The organism is uncultured Mailhella sp., assembly GCF_963931295.1.
In the GTDB taxonomy this organism is placed as follows: domain Bacteria; phylum Desulfobacterota; class Desulfovibrionia; order Desulfovibrionales; family Desulfovibrionaceae; genus Mailhella.
In genome coordinates, this window is sequence record NZ_OZ007001.1 from 130,049 (window position 1) to 147,382 (window position 17,334).

The following is a 17,334-nucleotide window of genomic DNA, read 5'->3' on the forward strand; positions in this document are numbered from 1 at the left end:
CGCAGTCTCACACGTCCATGACCGACGTACCGCGACGCACTTCGAGCACATGATCGATGGCGCGCAGCTTGTCGATGGTCTGGTAGAGATGCACGGCATCGCGCACTTCCACCGTGAAGTCCATCTGGGAGCGGCCGTCCACCGTGGATTTGATCTGGAGCGCGTTGATGTTGACGTCCTGCTGCACGAACACAAGACTGATCTTGGCCAGAAGCCCCTTCTCGTTGAGACCGAGAATGCTGATTTCCGCCGGGAAAGGCTTGCTCTCCTCGTTGTTCCATGTCACGGAAATGAGGCGTTCCGATTCCAGATTCTGAAGATGCGGGCAGTTCGCCGTATGCACGATGACGCCGCGGCCGCGGCTGATGAAGCCCACCACCTGATCGCCGGGCACGGGCTTGCAGCACTTGGCAAAGTGAATGAGCGTGTCCTCGATGCCCTTGATGGTGATGCCGTCGGAAGGCTTCTTGGCTGCGCCTTCCGGCTTGGCGGCCGCGCTCTCCTGCACGAGCTCGTGCTTGGGCGTAAGCAGGGTAATCAGACGCTGCAGCACCTTGCGCGGGGTAAGACGTCCCGTGCCCACGGCCGCAAAAAGATCGTCCAGCACGTTGAGCGAGAACTCCGGCACCACGAGCTGCAACCGACCGTCCTTGGCGGCCTTGGTCACGTTGAAGTCCATCTTGCGGCCTTCCTTTTCCAAGAGCTCCTTGCCGAGGGCCACGGCGGCCACGCGCTCCTCGGTGCGCAGGTAATGCTGAATGCGGCTTCTGGCCTTGGAGGTCTTCACCATCTTGAGCCAGTCGCGATGGGGATGCCGGTTCTTGTCGGTGATGATCTCCACCATGTCGCCGTTTTTCAGCGGCGTGGCGAAGGGTTCGAGCTTGCCGTTGATCTTCGCGCCCACGCAGTGCGCGCCCACGTCGGAATGAATGAGAAAGGCGAAGTCGAGAGAGGTCGCGCCCTTGGGAAGCTGCTTCACCGCGCCCTTGGGCGTGAACACGTAAATTTCGTCGTTGAAGAGGTCCATGCGCAGCGAGCTCATGAACTCGCGGGAATCCGTCTCGTCGCGCTGGCGTTCCATGAGGTCGCGCAGCCACTGGAACTGCGGCATGTCCTGCATGGCGATGGCGTGATTGCGCTCCTTGTACATCCAGTGCGCGGCCACGCCGTGTTCGGCCATGTTGTTCATCTCTTCGGTGCGAATCTGAATTTCGATGCGCTCGCCTTCCGGCCCGATCACCGTGGTGTGCAGCGACTGGTAGCCGTTGGCCTTGGGCATGGAAATGTAGTCCTTGAAGCGGCCGGGTACGGGCTTCCAGAGCACGTGTACAAGACCGAGCATGGCGTAGCAGTCGCGCAGATCGTTCACGATGACGCGGAAGGCGATGATGTCGTGCATCTCGTCGAGGGGCGTTTTCTGCGCCATCATCTTGCGATAGATGCTGTAGGTCTGCTTGATGCGGCCGAAAACGCGTCCGTTGATGCGGTTTTCGGTCATGATGGCCTCGATCTTGGCAATGACCTTGGAAATGAGCTGACGCTCGACTATCTGGTTGTCCTTGAGCCAGGTGGTGATTTCGGCGTAGGCGTCGGGCTGGAGATAGCGGAAGCTCAAGTCCTCCAGCTTCTGCTTGAAAAGGTGCAGACCGAGTCGGTTGGCGAGCGGCGCGTAGATGTCCATGGTTTCCTGGGCGATGCGCTGCTGCTTGTAGGGCTTCTGAAACTCCAGCGTGCTCATGTTGTGCAGACGGTCGGCCAGCTTGACCACAGGAACACGGATGTCGTGCGCCATGGAAAGGATCATCTTGCGGATGTTTTCCGCCTGCGCCTCTTCCTTGGTGTCGAAGGTCATCATGTTGATCTTGGTCACGCCGTCCACGATGTCGGCCACCTGTTCGCCGAACAGTTCGTCGAGTTCGTCGATGGAGGAATCGGTGTCTTCCACAGTGTCGTGCAGCAGGCCCGCGGCCACGGTGTGCTCGTCGAAGCCCATTTTGGCCAGCGTGAGCGCCACCGAGGCTGGATGCAGAATATACGGATCGCCGGAGAGTCGAAGCTGTCCGGCGTGGGCGGCGGAAGCGTAGTCGTAGGCGCGGCGCACCATGGCCACGTCGGCGTCGGGACAGTGCTTGACGAGCTCCTCCACAATGCTGTCGACCGAAGGAATCTTCGAAGCCGGAGAGCTCACCCCCGTGACGGGAGAGACCACCATGGAAACATTTTCCTGTGGATGAACGTCTTTCTGCCGGGTCTCGCCCGCTTCCGCTGTCGTCTGAAGAATGGAAGTCTGACTCATAAGAACCTGCTATTGCTGGAGCGCTCTGGGAACCCACCACCGGTCAAAATTGTAGGTAATGCCCGCCGGAGCTGGTTGAATGCCCTGGAACCTCGCCTGAACCATGGGCAGAGAATACGGCACATAAAGAAAAAGGTACGGCTGCTCCTCGTGAAGTATTTCCTGAAATCTGTCGTAAATGGCCTTCCGCTGCTCTCTGTCGGCGAGGGCCCGGCCCTTTTCCAGAAGTCTGTCCACCTCCTCGTTGCAGAAACCCACGAAGTTGAGTCCGTGCCCCTCGGCGGCGGAAGAATGCCACACGTCGTAGATGTCCGGGTCGTCAAGAATGTTCCACGCCAGAATCAGGGCGTCGAACTTTCTCGTATCGACGAATTCCTTCAGGAAGGCGGCCCATTCCACCGTCCTGATGGAGACCTTCACGCCGACGGCCCGGAACATCTGCTGAAGAATGACGGCGACTTTGATGCGCTCGTTGTTGCCCTGGTTCACCAGTATGGTGAACTCGAAGGGCAGGCCGTCCTTTTCCAGAATTCCGTCCTTTCCCATCGTCCACCCCGCCTCGGCAAGCAGGCGGCGCGCACGCTCAGGGTCATAATCATACGCCTTGAGCGACGTGTTGTACACCCATGTTCCGGGCTTGTAGGGGCCGAACGCGGGCTCTCCCATGCCCAGGAGCGCTCCCTTGATGATTCCCTTTCTGTCGATGGCGCAGGAAAGGGCCTGCCGCACCCTCCTGTCCTTGAAGAAGGGGCTTTTCTGATTCAGTCCGAGATACGTGTAGCCGGAAGCGAGATACTTGTACTTGCGCCAGTTTTTTTCCCACCATTCGCCCTGGGTCTGACGCAGATACTGCTGCGGCGAAAGCCCCACGAAATCGAGCTTGCCTGCGCTGGCTTCGAGAAACATGGTGGTGCTGTCGGGAATGATGCGGTAGATCACCTCGTCGAGGTAGGGGCGGCCCTTGAAATAGCGGTCGTTGGCCTCAAGCACGATACGGCTGCCCGGCTCCCACGACTTGAGCTTGAACGGCCCGGCGCCAATAGGATTTCTCGCGTAGCGCGTGGAGGCGATGTTCTCGTGCTCCAGAATGTGTTTGGGCAGAATGGGATGCATCCAGGTGATGGCCGCGCGGGCGTAGGGAGCATCGTAGCGCACCTCGAAGGACAGGGGACCGGTCTGGCGGTATTCCTTCACGTTGAGGAAGTCCGCGGCGTAGGCGGTGGGCGTTTTCGGGTCCGTCATGAGCCTGTAGGTGAAGGTGACGTCGTCGGCCGTGAGCGGATGCCCGTCCTGCCAGACCAGCCCTTCCTTGAGGCGAAAGCGCATGAAAAGTCCGCCCTCAAGCACTTCCCACTCTTCGGCGGCGCATTTTATTATATTGAAATCCTTGTCGTATTCCAGCGGCGACGTGTAAAGCAGCCCCGCCACCTCGGCCGAAGCGGAATCGGACGCCAGATAGGGAATGAGGTTGGACGGCTCGCCGATGCTGCCCATGAGTATGCTGCCGCCGTACTCGGGCTGCGCCGGAAGAGAAAAATTTTCCTCGGCCGCGCCGCAGATACGGACAAAAAACGCCATGCAGAGCAAAAACGTTGCGGCAAGCCGCAGCGCGGAAGAAAAATAACCTCTCGTTTCAACGCAATATTGCGCCGAAACAGGGGAAAACAACCCGGGACAATGCGGGAAATATAACTTTTTTTTCATGAAAAAAGCCTAGCACAGTTCACTTCTCTTGAAAACTGGGATATTATCGTATAATCCTAGAAGGCAATGGTCGGTATCGCCTTTTTTTGCTCAGGATTTCCGCTTCCGTCGATTTCCCTTCCGACCGTGCCGCACAAGGGTCAGCCTTGTCCATACTTTCTGTCATTTGAGGTCTGTTGCCATGAACCGACGCGAGGAAGTCGCCGCCCGTGGGCTTGCCGAAAACTTCATTCAGAACACCATTCCCGAATATATTACGGAATATGGTCGCGCCATTGAAGCGGAAGGCAATCTCAGCAAATTCACCCTGCGCTTTGAAAACGACGTATGGACGGTGGAAAGCACCGTTCAGGGGGAAGATTTCGAGGCCTACAGCCCGGTGGTCCACATCAATCTTGCCGAACAGCGGGTCGATTCCATGTGCAACTGCATGGAAGCCTTCAACGGTCCCTGTCGTCACGTCGCCGCCACGGCCATACACTTCATCAACTCCCTGGACATCTCAGAAGGCAAGGCCGATCCCGCGCCTGCGCCCCGCGAAGACTGGCGGCAGAGCTTCCGTCACTTCTTCGGCGGCACCTTCGAGCCCGAAACGGGGCGTCATTATTTTCTGTTCCGCTTCTTCCCGGAACCGGGACGCCTGTCCGTGGAGTTCTTCCGCGCCCGTCAGAACAAGACCGGCCTTTCCTCCGTGCGTCAGGAAGTGACGCTCGATCAGATTCTGCGCAATCCCGAATGGTGCGAACATTCGCCGGAACTGCCCGTGGTCTGCCGTCAGATCGCCCAGTATCTCGACTACTACGGCCACCGCGTGGAAATCCCCGACGGGCTGCTTTCCTGGTTCTTCTGGGCCATACGCAAGGAAGACTATCTCTACTGGAAGGACACCGAAATTCCCTGCCGCATCGAAAGCTCTCCCATGGCGCTCAAGCTGCGCCCCTCGCTCGACGACGACGGTCTGCGCTTCGACGTGCTGCTCCAGCGCGAAGGCAAGAAACCGTTTTCCATCATCGACGAAGAGCCCGACGAGAGCGGCGACATTCCCGCTCCCGCGCATGAAGGAGCCACGTTCCACGGACAGATGCCCCTGTGGGTGTGCTGGAATCAGGGCTTCTATCCGGTGCAGACCTGCCTGAACCATCACGTCATTCAGGCGCTGGTTCACAAGGGCCCGGTCATTCCGCAGGAAGACATTCCCGAATTTCTCGACAGGGTGTGGACGAGCCTGCCTGCCTCGGAACTCTACGAGCAGGATGAATTCCTCAAGATCATGGAACCCGTGTTCCAGCCGGCCACGTACAATCCCAAGCTCTTCCTCGACGAAGAAGGCAGCCTGCTTACCCTCGAAGTGCAGAACATCTACGAAACCCTGCACGGCGAATTCACCCTGCCCGGACCGAACCCCGATTTCCAGACCGGCAGTTACGTCTACGAAGGCAAAACCTTCCTCGTGCGCCGCAATCAGGTGGAGGAAAACGCCCTCATCACCCAGCTTTCCGACATGCGCTTCCAGCCGAGAAGCAGCCGCCTGTGGTTCATGGAACCCGAAGAGGCCATTTCCTTCCTGCTCGATTCCTACCCCACCCTGCTGGAAAACTGGCGCGTGTACGGCGAAGCCACGCTCTCGCGCTACAAGGTGCGCGCCTCCACGCCGGTCATCAACGCGAGCGTGGAAAGCAACGAAAAGGAAAAGTGGTTCTCCCTCGACATTTCGGTGGATTACGACGGCCAGAACCTGCCGCTCGACCGCATCTGGAAGGCCTGGCTCAAGGGCAAGCGCTACGTGCAGCTCAAGGACGGCTCCTACGCCTCCCTGCCCGAATCCTGGCTCGAAAAGCTGGCCCACAAGCTCAAGGTGCTCGGCCTTGATCCGGCCAAGCCGCCCAAGCAGAAGTTCAAGCAGTACGAGGCCCCGGTGCTCGACAACCTGCTCGAAGACCTGCCCGGCGCGCTGGAGGATTCCTTCTGGAGCAAGCTGCGCGACAACATCCGCAACTTCCACGAAGTCAAGCAGATAGAAACGCCCAAGGGCCTGCAGGCCTCGCTGCGTCCCTATCAGCTTCAGGGCATCTCGTACCTCAACTTCCTCAACGAGTACGGCTTCGGCGGCATTCTCGCCGACGAAATGGGCCTCGGCAAGACCATCCAGACGCTCGCCTTCGTACAGCACATGGTCAACCACGGCTCGCAGGGCCCCAACCTCATCGTGGTGCCCACCTCCGTGCTGCCCAACTGGGACCGCGAAGCCTCCAAGTTCGTGCCCGGACTTTCGCGCGTCATCGTGTACGGCACGCGCCGCGAAGGACTGTTCCGCAAGATCGCGACGTCCGACCTCGTCATCACCACCTACGCGCTGCTGCGCCGCGACATGGAGGAACTCGAACAGCACGAGTTCAACTCCATCATTCTCGACGAAGCCCAGAACATCAAGAATCCCAACACCATTACCGCCCGCTCCGTGCGGCAGATCAACGCCAAGATGCGCCTCTGCCTCTCGGGCACGCCCATTGAAAACAACCTCTTTGAACTGTGGAGCCTGTTTGAATTCCTCATGCCGGGCTTCCTCGGCAGTCAGCACGCCTTCCAGCGCGGGGTCATCAAGCCCATCAAGGAAGGCGACGCGGAAACCCTCGAATATCTGCGTTCGCGGGTGAAGCCGTTCATTCTGCGCCGCACCAAGGCCGAAGTGGTCAAGGATCTGCCGCCCAAGGTGGAAAACGTCATGTACTGCGCCCTCGAAGAGGAACAGGCCGAACTCTACGCCTCCCTTGCGCGCAAGCTGCGTGAACAGGTGCTCGCCGACGTGGACAAGAAGGGCATGGCCAAGAGCCAGATGTCCATTCTCGACGCCCTGCTCAAGCTGCGTCAGATCTGCTGTCATCCCAAGCTGCTCAAGCTGGACATGCCCGGCTTCAACGCCAACATGCCGTCCGGCAAGTTCGAGGCCTTCAAGGACATGATCCTCGACATCGTGGAAGAAGGTCACAAGGTGCTCGTGTTCTCGCAGTTCGTGCAGATGCTGCAACAGATACGCGCCTGGCTCCAGATGACGGACATCCCCTTCTGCTACCTCGACGGCTCCAGCAAGGACCGTCTGGAACAGGTGGACCGCTTCAACAACACGCCGTCCATCCGGATCTTCCTCATTTCCCTGAAGGCCGGCGGCACGGGCCTCAACCTCACGAGCGCCGACTACGTCATCCACTACGATCCGTGGTGGAACCCCGCCGTGGAAAGCCAGGCCACCGACCGCGCCCACAGAATCGGCCAGTCGCGTCAGGTGTTCTCCTACAAGCTCATCTGTCAGAACACCGTGGAAGAAAAGATTCTGAAGCTCCAGGAAATGAAGCGCGGCGTGGCCGAAGCCGTCATTCCCGGACAGGAATCCTGGAAGTCCCTCACGAGAGAAGACCTCGAAATGCTCTTTGAAGTGTAGCGGATTCCCGCCGACCTCAAGCGGCCCCGCGCGTCTGCGCCGGGCCGCTTTTTTTTGCGTCCGCGCCCCTTGAATTTTCCCGCTCCTGACGTATCGTCCTCGCAGAAACGAACAAGGTCCGCCCTCGGAACGCCGGACTTTTCCCGGCCTTCGCGGTCGAAAAAGCGAAAGCGCCCTTCCGACGCCTGCCCCGCAGTCCCACCCGCGCAGCCGACGCCCGCACCTGCGAATTCGCCTCATGCGTCCGCGAATCCGACGCTCCGACGCCTGCCTCTGCGCCCCGCGCTCACTTGCCGAGCGTCGTGCCGGACGCACCGCCTCCGGGTCGCCTGGGCGCTGCGTGCATCCGTGCTGCGCTCCGCCTGCGGAACCTTGCCGGGATTTTCCCGGTTCTCATTCACCTGCAACCATCCGGGAGCCGCACATGACGCTTACCGAACTGCTTTCCAACGCCAAACACGCCGTCGTTCTTACCGGCGCAGGCATTTCCACCCTTTCCGGCATTCCCGACTTCCGCGGCGCAGGCGGTCTCTACACCCGCACCGACATCGACGCCAACAAGCTCTTCGACCTCGACTACTTCATGAAGGATCCGACCTACTACTACGAGCACTCGAAGGATTTTCTCTACAATCTGGAGGAAAAGGAGCCCAACATCGTTCACAAGACGCTCGCCCGTCTGGAAAAGGAAGGCATCATCCACGCCGTCATCACGCAGAACATCGACCTGCTCCACCAGAAGGCCGGATCGAAAAAGGTGCTGGAACTGCACGGCTCGCCGCTGCTGCACCACTGCCTGCGCTGCGGCAAGAGCTGGACGTTTGAAGAAATCGCCCCCCGCGTGCGCGCCGGCGAAGTGCCCGTGTGCGACAAATGCGGCGGCATCGTGAAACCGGACATCGTGTTCTTCGGCGAAGGACTGCCCGAATACGCCCTCACCGAGGCGGAACGCGAAGCCCGCGCCGCCGACCTCATGCTCGTGCTCGGCACCAGCCTCACCGTGTACCCGGCCGCGGCCGTGCCCGAAATCACCCTCCAGTCCGGCGGCAAAATCGCCATCATCAACCGCGACCCCACCCACCTCGACCGCTACGCCACCTGGATAGGCCGCGACCTGAAAAAGGAAATGGAAGAACTGAAGATTTAAATAAAGATGCGGGGCTCTGCCCCGCTCCCCGTCGGGGGAAATGATTTCCCCCGAACCCCCTCAATTCCGCCTCCACGGCTCCGCCGCTTCGGCGGCCGTCAACAACGGCGGCGCACTCGTCCCGTCATGCTCTGGAGTTCCTTCGACTGAGGGGGTGAAAAAGATGCGGGGCTCCGCCCCGTCCCCCGCCGGGGGAAATGATTTTCCCCGTGCCCCCTCAATTCCGCCTCCCGGCTTCGCCGCTTCGGCGGAAGAACGTTCCTGCCTGGAAAGGGCCCATCGAAAAATATGGCGCTTTTCCGCAGGCAAGACGACTCTGCAAAAAATTTTTTTGCGCGCTTCTGCACATTTTTCGCCGCATTTCGACACAAACACCGACGCGGAAAACGGCAACGCCTCTTTTTTGCTGTTTGGCCTTTCAGCAAAACAGTTTCAGAAACGCCGTCTTTCGACGGCCGGGCTCAGGGAGCCATCATGGCGGTCAGTCGCGCCTGCCGGGCCTGCGCCTTCTTGTCGAGCGTGGCCGACGTGGCCGTCAGAAACTGCCCCAGACAGGACAGCTTGAGCGCATAGTACACATGCAGCCCCCGCTTCTCGTCCGTCACGATCTCGGCGGCCTTCAGTACGGCCAAGTGGCGGGAAATCGTGGACATGTCCGCGCCCACAAGACGCTGCAGTTCCGCCACGCACATCGGGCCGCGCGTCAGCGCCTCGGCCATCATGAGCCGGCTCGGATGCCCGAGCGCCTTGAATATCCTGGCCTGCGCCTCAATATATGATCTGTCCGGCAGACGCCTCGACAGCAGCATGTCCATAGTTCCCCTCCCCATGCCTGTTAGTTGCGTAATTGACAAAATACACAACAAGAATCCCCAGTGTCAACGCTGCAATTCTCTGCTGCTTCTCTGCGACATCGACGCGATATTCACATTTTCGTGAATTTTTTGCCTATTGCGCTGCGCAAAAAACGATGACATCATGCGACAATCAGGCAAAAGGAACAGAAAACAGCGTCGACAACGACCTTTTTCTCGCCATTTTTGACAATGTTGAACGTTGCAGGAGGCACCCATGTTCAGAAAATTCTTTGCCGTCGCCCTTGGCGCGGCCATGCTTCTTTCCGGCGCGATGGCGGGCGACGCCCTGGCCGCCAAATTCGTCACCATCGGCACCGGCGGCATCACCGGCGTGTACTATCCCACGGGCGGAGCCATCGCCAAGATCATCAACGCCAAGAAGGACATGTACAACATCCGCGCCAGCGTGGAATCCACCGGAGCTTCCAAGTTCAACATCAACGCCATCAACAACGGCGATCTTGAATTCGGCATCGCTCAGGCCGACACTCAGTATCAGGCCTACAAGGGCGTCGGCGACTGGGAAGGCAAGCCCGTGACCAAACTGCGCTTCGTGTTCGCCCTCGCGCCCGAAGCCGTGACCTTCGTGGCCGCCGAGGATTCCGGCATCAAGAGCCTCGCCGACGTCAAGGGCAAAATCATCAACCTCGGCGATCCCGGTTCGGGCAACCGCATCAACGCCCTCCAGGTCTTCAAGGAAGTGGGCCTCGAACCCGGCAAGGACTTCCGCGGCGAAGGCCTCAAGCCCGCCGACGCGCCCCACACACTTCAGGACGGCCGCATCGACGGCTTCTTCTACACGCTGGGCCATCCCAACGGCAACATCAAGGAAGCCACGGCCGGCAAGCGCAAGTGCCGCATCGTGCCCATCACCGGCATGGACAACCTGCTCAAGGAGTGCCCCTACTACTCCAAGACCTTCATTGACATGAGTCAGTATCCCGACGCCTCCAACGCTTCCGACGGCAAGGTGGAAACCATCGGTATGCTCGCCACCTTCGTGACCTCCGCCGATACTCCCGACGACATCGTGTACGCCATCACCAAGGAAGTGGTGGAAAACCTCGACGAATTCAAGAAGCTGCATCCGGCGCTCGAATCCATCACCAGGGAAAGCCTGCTGGAAGGCCGCACCGCTCCCTTCCATCCCGGCGCAGAAAAGTACTTCAAGGAAGTCGGCCTGATCAAGTAGCAACGCCGCGTCCGCGCCCTTTGCTCCTTCTGGCGGCTGCTTTGGCGGGGGTCGGGTCTGGCCCGCCCCCGCGCGCCGTCTTTTGTTTTTCCTAACCTGCGGGACACTCTCTCATGCCTCAAAAACACATTCAGACCACTCCGGCCGGAGACAAGTACAAGGAAGATCTGGCCCACGCCGAGCACGGCATGCGCGGCGACACCATGGGCATTACGGCGAAGATCACCTTCGTCATCGCCCTTTGCTGGTCGCTCTTCCAGATGGCCAGCGCGAGCTTTCTGCTCATCGACTCCATCTTTGTGAAGGCCATTCATCTGGCCTTTGCCATCACCCTCGTTTACTTCAACATTCCCATGCTCAAGCCCTCGTCCTCCTCGCGATGGGACCTGCGCATTCTGCTGGCCATGAACAGAGTGACCGTCATGGACTACATTCTCGGCATCATGGCTGCCGTGGCCGCGCTCTACATCTTTCTGGATTACGCCGGACTCTCCTCCCGTCCCGGCGCGCCCAACGCCCGCGACATCCTCATGGGCATTCTGCTCGTGGTTCTGCTGCTCGAAGCCACCCGCCGCGTGCTCGGTCCGGCGCTGCCCATCATCTGCACAGTTTTCATTCTGTACGTGTTCACCGGGCCCTACCTGCCCGATTTTCTGGCCTTCAAGGGCGCGTCGCTCTCCCGATTCATCTCGCAGATAACCATGGACACGCAGGGCGTGTACGGCATTCCGCTTCAGGTTTCCGCCACCGTGGTCTTCCTGTTCGTGCTCTTCGGCACCATGCTCGACCGCGCAGGCGGCGGCACCTTCTTCACGCAGCTCGCCATCAGCGGTCTCGGCAGATACCGCGGCGGCGCGGCCAAGGCCGCCGTGTTCAGTTCCGCCCTCTCCGGCATGGTGTCCGGCTCCAGCATCGCCAACGTGGTCACCACCGGCACCTTCACCATTCCGCTCATGAAGCGCGTGGGCTATCCCGCCGTGAAGGCCGCCGCCATCGAAGTAGCGTCGTCGGTCAACGGTCAGCTTGCGCCGCCCGTCATGGGCGCGGCCGCCTTCATCATTGCCGAATACGTGAACGTGCCCTATATCGAAGTGGCCAAGGCGGCCGCCATTCCGGCCTTCGCCTCCTACGCCGCCCTGCTCTGGATCACCCATGTGGAAGCCTGCAAGCTCGGTCTGCGCGGGCTCTCCAAAGACGAGCTGCCCCGCACCTGGGAGGTGCTGCGCGGCGGACTGCATTTTCTCTTTCCTCTGGCCATGCTGCTCTATGAGCTCATCGCCCTGCAGCATTCCGCCGAGCTTTCCGTGTTCCGCGCCATTCTCGTGCTCGCGGTCATCATGATCTTTCAGCCCGTGTGCGTCGCCGTGGTGCGCAAGACCTCCAAGTGGCAGGCCTTCAAGGAAGGCCTCAAGCTGACCGTCTCCTCCATGGCCGCCGGAGCCAACAACATGGCCGGCGTGGCACTGGCCACGGCTTCGGCAGGCATCATCGTGGGATGCGTCTCTCTCGGTCTCGGCCAGCAGATCACCTCGTTTGTGGAAGTGCTTTCCATGGGCAACATCTTCCTGCTGCTCATCATCACCGCCGCCGCAAGCCTGCTGCTCGGCATGGGTCTTCCCACCACCGCAAACTACATCATCATGGCCTCGCTCACCGCTCCCGTGCTCGTGGAACTGGCTTCCGGCTTCAGCATTCACGGCGTGCAGCTCGCCGTGCCCCTCATGGCCGCGCATCTGTACTGCTTCTATTTCGGCATTCTCGCCGACGACACGCCCCCCGTCGGCCTTGCCGCCTACGCCGGAGCCGCCATTGCGAACGCCTCCCCCATCGCCGTGGGCATTCAGGGCTTCTTCTACGACATACGCACAGCCCTGCTGCCGCTGGTGTTCATCTTCAACCACGACATCATCCTCTGGAACATCAACAGCCTGCCCGAAGCCGTCATGATCTTCTGCATGACCTCGCTCGGCATGGTCTGCTTCTCCTCCATGATTCAGGGATGGTTCATCACGAAGACCAGCCTGCTCGACCGGCTGCTTCTTCTCGGCGCTTCGGTGGTTCTCATGTATCCCGCCCTGCTCACCGGCTTCTTCCTGCCTCAGGAACAGCGGCATTTCGGCTATCTGGCGGGCCTTGCCCTCATGACTCTCGCGTATCTGCGGCAGAAGGCGGGCGCACGCACGGCGTCCGGGGAGGCAGCGGCATGAAAAGAAGAACCGGCATCATCGCCAAGCGCTCCCTGCGCCCCAGAGCGATGAAAAAAATCGTTGACGGCAACGTGCAGCAGGAACTGCAGTGCGCACACTGCAAGACCATATTCCCCGACTACCTCGGCCGCTGCCCCGAATGCGGCAGCGACGAATGGACCGCCCTCGTGGAAGTGAACCCCTACGCCCGCGTGCCCATGGAAAGCATCATCAAAGGCTGCGCGCATCTGCTCTGGATGCTCGGCATTCTGGGCTTCTTCGTCTTCGTGTGGCAGATGGACGATCCCGATCCGGACGTGTGTCTGCTGTACCTGTACGGCGGCGTGGCCACGCTGGTGGTGTGCATACTCGTTTCCGCCGCGTTCTTCAGCCTGAGCGAGCTCATGCGCCGAACGCTGCGCATCCAGCGACGCCTCAAGGTCTTCCACGAACACTACAACGAAACCCACCCCGTCAAGCACATCTGGAAAACACACATCAACAGCTAAACATCCCCGACAGATGAATCTCCCTCACTCCCGTCCCGCGGCCAAAGCTCCGGGGCGGGAGTTTTTTCATGCGCCCCGCAGGCTTTTCCTGCCGCCGGACCCGCCCAGTCTGCACGGGCCGCACCTGCCGACTTCCCCGGTCGCCGAGGACCCGCAGGCTGCACGGACTGCCCATGTCTCCGAGTACATCCCCTTCCGATGGTCACGCAGGCCGCACCGTCTGCGCAGGCCGAATGTCTTCACAGACCGGAAGTCCGCGCCAGGCCGAGCCCTTCCGCGCGCCTAATTCCCAAAGCTTCCGCCCGAAAAGCGCCTTGAACGCCGTCCGGATGTCTTTCCGTGCAGTCTCTTCTTCCCCCGCCCAGAACATCGCCGCCGGACTTCCGCCGATGCCTCCCCCCCTGTCGCGCTCCGACCGCACAAATTCGTGGCGCGAGGCTTCATGCGTTTTTGCGCGCCAAATGCCCGCAGGCCCGGCAACAAGGCAGACGGACGACTCGGCAAACAAACGGATCGGCGTAACTCTCCCCGCGCAGGATTCTCCGCTGCCGGACGCCTTGCTTCTCCCCCGCACAAGCGTGAAAGCCCGGGAACGCGCCTGCCTTGCGCCCCCCCCTCATGAACGACGAAGGGCGACGGATGACTCCGTCGCCCTTCTGCGCCGCGCGGCAGGCCCGCCAGCGTCGGACTTACTGTTTCGGCAGATAATCCCTCAGCGCCTTGTTCCCCGGCTCCGCACTGAAGCTCAGCGGCAGCTCATCGGGGTTCAGGGAAGCCAGCGTCAGCGCCTCCATGAAATTCATGGGCTGCGCCGGAGCAATGACCATGCGCATCACGCCGGGCTTTTCAAACATGACAAGCAGCGCCTCGCCGAGCTCGCGCACGGGCCGTTCCTTTTCCTTCGCCATCTTTCCGAGCAGCATCGAAAGCTCGGCAAGTTCGCGCTCCGCCGTCGAATCGCCCCACCGGGCCGCAATTTCCACGCTCATGGGCAGCAGGCCGGAATCCCGATACGTCACGTTCACGTTCTTCAGCCTCATGCTGGTCATGAACTCGTTGAGCCCGGCCCTGTCATCGGACGTGATCGCGTTCACCAGCCCGCGAAGATCGCCCTGCAGCGCCATGTCGCCTTCCAGGGAGCCGAGGCCCTCCACCTCGTACCGAACCTTGCCGGAACACGCTTCCCGGCTCACCAGGCTGTCGCTCGACGCGTTCAGCGTGAGGCCGTCCGGAGCATAGCGGGAAATGATGTCGGCCTCCTCCATCGTTTTCGGGAACGTCATCTTCAGGCCGGAAAGATCCGTGACATAACGGCTCGCGCCCGGCTCCGTCATGGACAGTCGATAGTCGAAGCTCTTCATGGTCACGGAAAAGACCGCAGGCTCTGCGCCTTTCTCTTCGGGCGCATCCTGAACGCTCGGGGAGCCGCCTTCAAAGACCGCAGGCGCTTCTTCCGGCGTATCCTGGAAGTTCAGGGAGCCGCCTTCCATGAAAATGCGGCCGACGGGCATGTGATCCTGATAGGCCTCTCCTATGATGCGATCCATCTCCGTAAAGATCTGCTCGCCGACATCGCCGAACAGATCGTCCTCGCTGACGGCGTCAATTTTTTTGCTCACCTTGAGAAATTCCGCCACCAGCTCCGGCTCGGGCATGCGGATGTCCCGGATTTCCAGCGTGTCCAGTGAGCCGGAAACATCCTTGCCAAAGCCGCGCAGTCCGAAAAATCCCAGGCTGACGGGAGAAGTCTTTTCCCCTGCTTCGGGCGCGCGCAGGCCTTCCACAAGGGCGATTCTCTCCACGCTGAGACTGACGGGCGACATCGTTTTCTCGGAAAGTTTTATGGACACGTTGGAAGCTTCCATGCCGTCGATACGGCAGCGGTACAGTTCCTCAAAGAACGGCGCCTCTCCCTTGTGCTCCCTGTGCAGGCTCAGAAGCGTACCGAGCCGCTGATACCAGCCCATAAGACGCACTCTGTCCGCCTTCTGCTCCACGGTAGTCTCTCCCAGAGTCACCGTGTCGTCGATGCCCGCGGCGGCAATGGACTCGGCAACCACAGGAAGCGAATCGGGATTGTAGGCCGCGTCTGACTTCGTAAAGACGTACTTGCGGTTGAAGCCCTTCACTTCCACGCTGTCGATGGAGCCTTTGCGCGCGAAGCCTTCGTCGGAGAGCTCGTAGGTGACGCCCTTCAGCGTAAGCGTGTTGCCGAGCAGCGAATATTTGATCTCGCGAGCCTCGGCGGGAACCACGGCGAGCGCCTCGGCCACGGCCTTTTCCGTCTGCGTTTCCACGGCGCGCACGCCGAACCATCCGGCAATGCCCGCGCACACCACGATGACGCCGCCGATCACATATTTCTTATTCATGGTCTTTCCCTCGCAGATAATCCGTCAGCGCCCTGTCGCCCGGCTTCGAGCTGAAGGAGACGGGAAGCGCGTCGGGATTGGCGGAGGCAAGGGCAAACGCCTCCGCAGCGTTCATGGGCTTTTCCGGAGCAATGGTCATGGAAAATTCGCCGGGTCGGGAAAGCTGCTCCGCCAGCGCGCGGCAGAGTTCCCGCACGGGTCTTTCGGGAGTTTCCCCGAACATCTTCAGCATGCCGACGGAGGTTGCCAGCAGCTTTTCCGGCGTGCTGAACTTCCACGCGGACACAAATTCCACGCCCATGGGCACCAGTCCGGAATCCTTATAAACAAGATGCATGCTCCGCATGCGCAGATTCTGCATGAGCGCGTCCAGCTCTTCCGGCGACTCCTCATCGCTGAGAAGCGCCTGTTCAAGAGTCCTCATGTCGCCGGTCAGGGAGATGTCGCCGTCCAGCGTTCCGAGGCCTTCCAGCTCGTAGTGCGACCTGGCCGAGAACTCCGTGTCGCTCGTCAGACTCTCGCCGTCCGCGTTCAGCACCAGCCCGTCGGGCGCGTAGCGGGAAATCACTTTGGCTCCCGGCAGCGTGTACGGAACATTGATCTTCAGACCGGAAAGCTTCGTCGTGTTCCTGAGCGCGCCCTTGTCTGCCCAGGACAGGGCATAGTCCAGGCTCTTCAGGCCGACGGAAAGCACGGCGACCTTGCCGCCCGAATTCGGCGGATATTCGTTCCGGGCAAACGAAGCGCCCTGCAGGGCGACGCGCCCCACCGGAATCTTGTTCTCGTAATTCTTCTGCAGAACTGCGAACACCTTGCCGATCGTCTCGTCCCTGAGCGCGCCGAACTGGGCAACCTCGGAAGCGGAGTCCCGGTTCAGTCGGGAAATTTCGGCCAGCGCCGAGGGTTCGGGAAGCAGCACGTCCCTCAGTTCCAGACTCTGGAGGCCGCCGAAAAACTGATGACCGGCAAAGCGGATGCCGGAAATTCTCACGCTCGCGGGCGCCACCTTCTCCTCGCCGCGCGGGGCGCGCAGGCCGTCGGGCAGGGAAACGGAATCCACGGTCACGTTCACGGGCGCGGCGTCGGGCGCAAGAATGGTAGTCGAGATTCTGCCGACGTCGAAGCCCTCCAGACTGCATCGGAACAGTTCCTCGAAGAACGATGCCTCTCCGCGATGCTGACTGTGCTGATCGAGCAGCATGCCGAGGCGCTGACGCCAGCCGCGTATCTGCACTTCGTCTATTTTCTGCTCCACGCGCGTCTGCGCCACGTGAATGTTGTCGACAATGCCCCTTGCGGTGACGGATTCCGCCACAACGGGAAGCGTGTCGGCATGATAGGCGGGCATGTCGGGCTTCACGTACACGCACTTGCGGTTGAAGCCCTTCACTTCCACGCTTTCGATGGTGCCCTTGTGCATGATCCTGTCGTCGGGGAGCTCATATTCCACGCCCTTCAGTGCAAGGGTGTTGCTGAGAAAGGAATACCTGATCTCGGCAGCCTGCGCAGGCACGGCGGAAAGCGCCGCGAACACGGCGTCTTCGGTGTAGCTTTCGAGAATGCGCAGGCCCATGTAGCCGGAAACGCCGGCCCAGAAGATGAGGCCTCCCACGATGTACTTTTTATTCATAACGC

At 60.6% G+C, this 17,334-nt stretch carries 10 protein-coding genes; 5 read left to right on the top strand and 5 right to left on the bottom strand.

Going from position 1 to position 17,334, the window contains the following annotated elements; genetic code table 11:
* Positions 1 to 7: 7 nt before the first annotated feature.
* A complete protein-coding gene (locus ABGT79_RS00655; protein WP_346664540.1) occupies positions 8 to 2,296 on the bottom strand; it encodes a bifunctional (p)ppGpp synthetase/guanosine-3',5'-bis(diphosphate) 3'-pyrophosphohydrolase in 2,289 nt (762 codons plus the stop codon).
* 9 nt (positions 2,297 to 2,305) lie between these two features.
* A complete protein-coding gene (locus ABGT79_RS00660; RefSeq protein ID WP_346664541.1) occupies positions 2,306 to 3,874 on the bottom strand; it encodes a peptide-binding protein in 1,569 nt (522 codons plus the stop codon).
* 307 nt (positions 3,875 to 4,181) lie between these two features.
* On the opposite strand from ABGT79_RS00660, the gene ABGT79_RS00665 reads away from it, so the two are divergent.
* On the top strand, positions 4,182 to 7,436 hold the full coding sequence (locus tag ABGT79_RS00665; RefSeq protein WP_346664542.1) for an SNF2-related protein: 3,255 nt from the start codon (positions 4,182 to 4,184) through the stop codon (positions 7,434 to 7,436).
* A gap of 424 nt (positions 7,437 to 7,860) precedes the next feature.
* The gene (locus ABGT79_RS00670) at positions 7,861 to 8,583 is read left to right on the top strand and encodes an NAD-dependent protein deacylase (protein WP_346664543.1); all 723 of its coding nucleotides are present in this window, start codon (positions 7,861 to 7,863) and stop codon (positions 8,581 to 8,583) included.
* A 461-nt stretch (positions 8,584 to 9,044) separates the two neighbouring features.
* On the opposite strand, the gene ABGT79_RS00675 is transcribed toward ABGT79_RS00670, so the two are convergent.
* A complete protein-coding gene (locus ABGT79_RS00675; RefSeq protein ID WP_294486420.1) occupies positions 9,045 to 9,398 on the bottom strand; it encodes a metalloregulator ArsR/SmtB family transcription factor in 354 nt (117 codons plus the stop codon).
* Positions 9,399 to 9,654: 256 nt separating this feature from the next.
* On the opposite strand from ABGT79_RS00675, the gene ABGT79_RS00680 reads away from it, so the two are divergent.
* The 3 genes from ABGT79_RS00680 to ABGT79_RS00690 all read left to right on the top strand — a co-directional run bounded on the left by ABGT79_RS00680 (position 9,655) and on the right by ABGT79_RS00690 (position 13,327).
* Positions 9,655 to 10,632, top strand: a complete 978-nt coding sequence (locus ABGT79_RS00680; protein ID WP_346664544.1) for a TAXI family TRAP transporter solute-binding subunit — start codon at positions 9,655 to 9,657, stop codon at positions 10,630 to 10,632.
* Between the two features lie 113 nt (positions 10,633 to 10,745).
* Positions 10,746 to 12,839 carry a TRAP transporter permease gene (locus tag ABGT79_RS00685; protein WP_346664545.1) on the top strand — a complete coding sequence of 698 codons (2,094 nt, stop codon included), beginning with the start codon at positions 10,746 to 10,748 and terminating at the stop codon, positions 12,837 to 12,839.
* Positions 12,836 to 13,327, top strand: a complete 492-nt coding sequence (locus tag ABGT79_RS00690) for a translation initiation factor IF-2 (protein WP_294486428.1) — start codon at positions 12,836 to 12,838, stop codon at positions 13,325 to 13,327. The genes ABGT79_RS00685 and ABGT79_RS00690 overlap by 4 nt, the downstream gene beginning before the upstream one ends.
* Before the next feature lie 689 nt (positions 13,328 to 14,016).
* Here ABGT79_RS00690 and ABGT79_RS00695 read toward each other — a convergent pair.
* Complete coding sequence (locus ABGT79_RS00695; RefSeq protein ID WP_346664546.1) at positions 14,017 to 15,699, bottom strand: hypothetical protein; 1,683 nt, start codon at positions 15,697 to 15,699, stop codon at positions 14,017 to 14,019.
* Entirely contained in the window at positions 15,692 to 17,329 is a 1,638-nt protein-coding gene (locus ABGT79_RS00700) for a hypothetical protein (RefSeq protein WP_346664547.1), read from the bottom strand. The genes ABGT79_RS00695 and ABGT79_RS00700 overlap by 8 nt, the downstream gene beginning before the upstream one ends.
* Positions 17,330 to 17,334 lie beyond the last annotated feature (5 nt).

Coding starts and splice junctions, on each gene's coding strand:
- ABGT79_RS00655 (WP_346664540.1), bottom strand. CDS start 2,296: ATGAGTCAGACTTCCATTCTTCAGACGACAGCGGAAGCGGGCGAGACC.
- ABGT79_RS00660 (WP_346664541.1), bottom strand. CDS start 3,874: ATGGCGTTTTTTGTCCGTATCTGCGGCGCGGCCGAGGAAAATTTTTCT.
- ABGT79_RS00665 (WP_346664542.1), top strand. CDS start 4,182: ATGAACCGACGCGAGGAAGTCGCCGCCCGTGGGCTTGCCGAAAACTTC.
- ABGT79_RS00670 (WP_346664543.1), top strand. CDS start 7,861: ATGACGCTTACCGAACTGCTTTCCAACGCCAAACACGCCGTCGTTCTT.
- ABGT79_RS00675 (WP_294486420.1), bottom strand. CDS start 9,398: ATGGACATGCTGCTGTCGAGGCGTCTGCCGGACAGATCATATATTGAG.
- ABGT79_RS00680 (WP_346664544.1), top strand. CDS start 9,655: ATGTTCAGAAAATTCTTTGCCGTCGCCCTTGGCGCGGCCATGCTTCTT.
- ABGT79_RS00685 (WP_346664545.1), top strand. CDS start 10,746: ATGCCTCAAAAACACATTCAGACCACTCCGGCCGGAGACAAGTACAAG.
- ABGT79_RS00690 (WP_294486428.1), top strand. CDS start 12,836: ATGAAAAGAAGAACCGGCATCATCGCCAAGCGCTCCCTGCGCCCCAGA.
- ABGT79_RS00695 (WP_346664546.1), bottom strand. CDS start 15,699: ATGAATAAGAAATATGTGATCGGCGGCGTCATCGTGGTGTGCGCGGGC.
- ABGT79_RS00700 (WP_346664547.1), bottom strand. CDS start 17,329: ATGAATAAAAAGTACATCGTGGGAGGCCTCATCTTCTGGGCCGGCGTT.